General features: G+C 51.5%; 4 protein-coding genes. All 4 read right to left on the minus strand.

Annotated elements, in window-relative coordinates; translation table 11 throughout:
* Positions 1-667 (minus strand): NAD(+)/NADH kinase (locus JU82_RS05630; RefSeq protein WP_037947767.1); only part of this gene is annotated, 667 nt, incomplete at its 3' end.
* Between the two features lie 86 nt (positions 668-753).
* The gene (locus JU82_RS05635; RefSeq protein ID WP_294892279.1) at positions 754-2,655 is read right to left on the minus strand and encodes a diguanylate cyclase; all 1,902 of its coding nucleotides are present in this window, start codon (positions 2,653-2,655) and stop codon (positions 754-756) included.
* Between the two features lie 98 nt (positions 2,656-2,753).
* Positions 2,754-3,641, minus strand: a complete 888-nt coding sequence (locus JU82_RS05640; RefSeq protein ID WP_037947770.1) for a hypothetical protein — start codon at positions 3,639-3,641, stop codon at positions 2,754-2,756.
* The coding region (locus tag JU82_RS11835) for a hypothetical protein (protein WP_294892282.1) at positions 3,638-4,065 on the minus strand (428 nt) is incomplete at its 5' end. The genes JU82_RS05640 and JU82_RS11835, both read right to left, overlap by 4 nt.

Here is a 4,065-nt window from a genome sequence, read left to right on the forward strand (position 1 = left end):
GCCCCGGCAAAATAACGGGGCGCTGCGTCAGCGAATGGGGGCAAATCGGCGTCAGGGCAAACACCTGCGTCAGGGGAAACAATACCGGGCCGCCTGCGGAGAGGTTATAGGCGGTCGAACCCGTCGGCGTAGAGACAACGACACCGTCTCCGTAATAGGTGTTGAAACTCCGACCGTCGACGAATGTTTCCAATCGGATCATTTTTGAAATCGAGGGGCGGGTCAAAACGATGTCGTTAAACGCAACGACGTGACTGTCTCCGTCACGCGTCGTGATCGTCGCCTGCAGCATTGCCCGTTCGTCGATTCGAAACTCCCCTTCGAGCATACGGTCAACGAAATCGTCGAGTTCGGCGATATCCAGATCCGCCATAAATCCGAGTTTGCCCGCGTGAATGGCCAATACGGGAAGCTGAAAACGATACGACCTGCGAACCGCCGAGATCAATGTGCCGTCTCCTCCGATGGTGACGAGAAAATCAACCTTTTTGCACATCATCTCGAACGGCTGCCCCATGACGCCGATCATTCCGCCGCTTACATGCTCAACGATGACTTCGATGCCGCGCGATTCAAATATACGCTTGGCTTCAAAAAACATCTCTTTAAGCTCCGGTGTCGAGGGGCGAAGAAGGATACCGACGCTTTTAATATTAGTTAATTTCAATGTTATCCGCCGTATTTGTTTGGTTTTATTATAGCCAAAATGAAAAACGGCATCCAAATTTATGGAAATACACCGGGTTCATCTACTCACGCGTAGCAGGTATATCGGTCTCTGCCGTTCTCTTTGGATCGGTACATCGCTTCATCCGCATGTTTAAGCAGCTCTTTTTTCTTCTCGGCCGGCGTATGAGAAAATGCCGCGCCGGCGCTTATCGTGACGTACGGCGCGGCGGATGAGAAGGCGTGCGGAATGTTCAGCTTCCGAACCGAATCCACCAGATGTTCCGCTACCGTTTTCATCCCTTCTTCATCGATGTCTGCCAAAAGAACGACAAACTCTTCTCCGCCGTATCGCGCAACAAAGTCGCTAGGACGCTTGAGAGTCTTTTGAAGCGCATCGGCGATTTTGATAAGACATTCATCGCCTTGCGCATGCCCGTAATGGTCATTGAAATTTTTGAAATGATCAACATCGACCATAATGATCGCAAGCGGTTTCGCATCCCGGAGCGCTTCTTTATACCTTTTTTCATAGATCTCATCAAAATAACGACGATTCGGAATACGCGTAAGGCCATCATGCATCGAAAGCTTTTCGAGTTCTTCGCTTTTGAGCTTCAGCGCTGTGTTGGCGGCTTCTGCCCGCTCTTTCGCAACCATCAGTTCTGCTTCGATTCTTTTGGGTTCGCTGATGTCGGTATGAGACCCTACCATCCGAATCGGACGGTTGTGTTTGTCCCTCTCCGCAACGACTCCCCGGTCGAAAATCCACTTATAGGTGCCGTCTTTGCAGCGGACTCTGTGCTCATTGGTATACATCTCGGTTTTGCCGTCCAAATGGTCTTGTACGTCTCGAAGAACCTTGGCGATATCATCCGGATGGACACGTTCTTCCCACTCTTTGAGGCTTCCTTTGATTTCGTCTTCAGAAAATCCCAGCATCTCTTTCCAGCGTTTGGAAAAAAAGACCTTGTTTGTCACTACATTCCAGTCCCAAATGCCGTCCCCTGTCCCTTCCAAGGCAAAACGAAGCCATTCTTCGGAAGCGGAAAGCTTTTCGGTCATTTTTTCCGCCAATCGCTGCGCCTGCTCTTTTGTCCGAAGCAATGAGCGCACCACCTCAAAGATGGCAAAGGTGAGCAACATCCCAAGCAAAAGAACCAACCAAGGAAAACTCGTCTCCGCTTCCTTTGTAAAGCCGTGCAGCGGTTTGAAACGAAGCGTCCATGTCCTTCCGCCGACATCAATCCGTTTTTCAACCATCATCGCGTGTGCGCCGGCAGCCGAAAAATTTCGTGAAAGCAACAGATTCGGCTCCGTCGTATCGCCGTCGTATATTTCAAATGCCAAATCATCGTAATGATCCCCGAATACGGCTCTCATAAGGTCATTTATCCTGAACGGAGCATAAACGAATCCCCTGATCGCAGCCATGCGCTGCGCTTTCGTCTCCAGCGCCATCCCTTTGCGATAGACCGGAACATATATCAAAAAACCGGCCTGTTCATCGATCGTGTTTTCCTGAATCAGACGTACTTTGCCGCTTGCCGCGGCCCGCCCTGTCACAACGGCCCGGGTCATCGCTTCACGACGTACTTTTTCAGAATACATGTCATAGCCGATGGCACGCAGGTTGCGTTCATCCAACGGTTCCAAATACACGATCGCCGTACGCAATCCAAGTTTCCCGTCCGAATCCACGACACGAGTAAACCCGAATCCCTGAATACCGGGGAAATTCTGATTGATTCTAAGTGCATTGGTAAACGCCAGCCATTCGTCGTTCTCAACATTGGCCGAAGCATCATACAATCCGGCCCCCGCATACAAGGTTTGGCGGTAAGCATCCATCCGTGTCTTGACCAGCAACGTTGCCTGTTTGGTGACGGTTTCAAAGCGAAGACGTTCTTTCTCTTTCAAATGCTCGTTTCCGAACCAAAAAGCCATAAGACTCAAAAGAGTACCGAGCGCCAGTAACGCAAATGGCAATATCTTCTTATTAAATGGATTGTCCAATAGCTTCTGCATACGCGCCTTCCCTTCTACAGAGTGTTATCGTATTGTACTCCGCAAATTACGTATTATAACTATTTTGAATCCTGCGCCGTATAATATTCCAGCGCTATTCCCTCTCGCAGGCCGTCGTCTATGATGATAGCCTCCTCGCATCCCAACGTTTCATAAAGCGCGGTGACCATCAATATACCTGTAATAATGAGGTTTTCGCGTCCCACTCCGACATAACGCACCCTATCATCCTCATCCATAGCCAGCAGTTCGTCATACACGCGGTAACACTCTTCCAATCGAAGACGATACCCGTTGATCCGTTCGGGGTCGTAGGTCTCATAATCCATGCCGTTGAGATACGCCGCTATCGTCGTCGGAGTTCCGGCGGTCAGGACAAAAGCAGCCTCCGTGCGGTCTAAAGAGGCGCGGACATCGTTTTTGAAGTCATCAATCCTTTTTTGCAGAGCAACGTCCGAATCGGCGCGTTCAGAGAGGGTCACGATCCCCGTATCGAGGCTGATGGCGGAACTTTGCCCGTTTTCGTACCGTATCAGTTCGGTCGAACCGCCTCCGATATCGGCCAAGATAAACGGCTCAGCCTTCATCCCCAGCTTATGCAGACGGTATCTGACCGCCGAAAGGGTCAGGCTTGCTTCTTTTTGCGCGTCTATGGGGATGAATCGGATGCCGCTACCCGCCTCAATCGCGTCAATCGCCTCGGACGCATTGAGGGCCAGCCTCATCGCCGCCGTCGTATACGCGACAACCGCCTGCGATGAAAAATCGAGGTGTTCGCGCGCTTCGGCTATTGCGGCAACAATCCGTTCTATCGCGTGCGAACCGATGCGCTGTGTCTCATGCAGCCCTTCGGCCGTGCGGACGATTTTCTCGAAACTTCTTCCCCATTTTATCCCGTCGAATTCGACAAAACGGATCGTATTCGACCCCAAATCAACGGCAATCACGGACGAGCCGTAATATCGTCGATCCGCATCAGCGGGGTCCAGGACTCGAGTGAACCCTGATGGAGTGTTTCCAGATCCAGGCTGCTCTCGTACTCTAGTTTGAGATAGTGCCATACCGACCGGATCCCCTCATCGATACCAAAGATTCTGACGTAGTGGCGGATGCCGGTCTCAATCGCTTGCAGCGGTGCATGCAGTGCTATTTTATGCTCCAACTGAACGCAGTAGGCCTGTTCCATCACGACCCCTATCGCTGCGTATTTCTCTCGCACGGTCCGATACGCGTCAAATGCCGCCAGCGTTTCGCGCGGTTCCCCTTTTGCGGCATACGTCTGCGCTTCATCGACCGCATGGTTCCACTGCTGTTCGAGTTCCTGCGCCTCGGGGGTTTCGTACAAAAACGGGAAAGACCCCAGATAGGAAA

Source organism: Sulfuricurvum sp. MLSB, from assembly GCF_000747095.1.
Lineage (GTDB): Bacteria > Campylobacterota > Campylobacteria > Campylobacterales > Sulfurimonadaceae > Sulfuricurvum.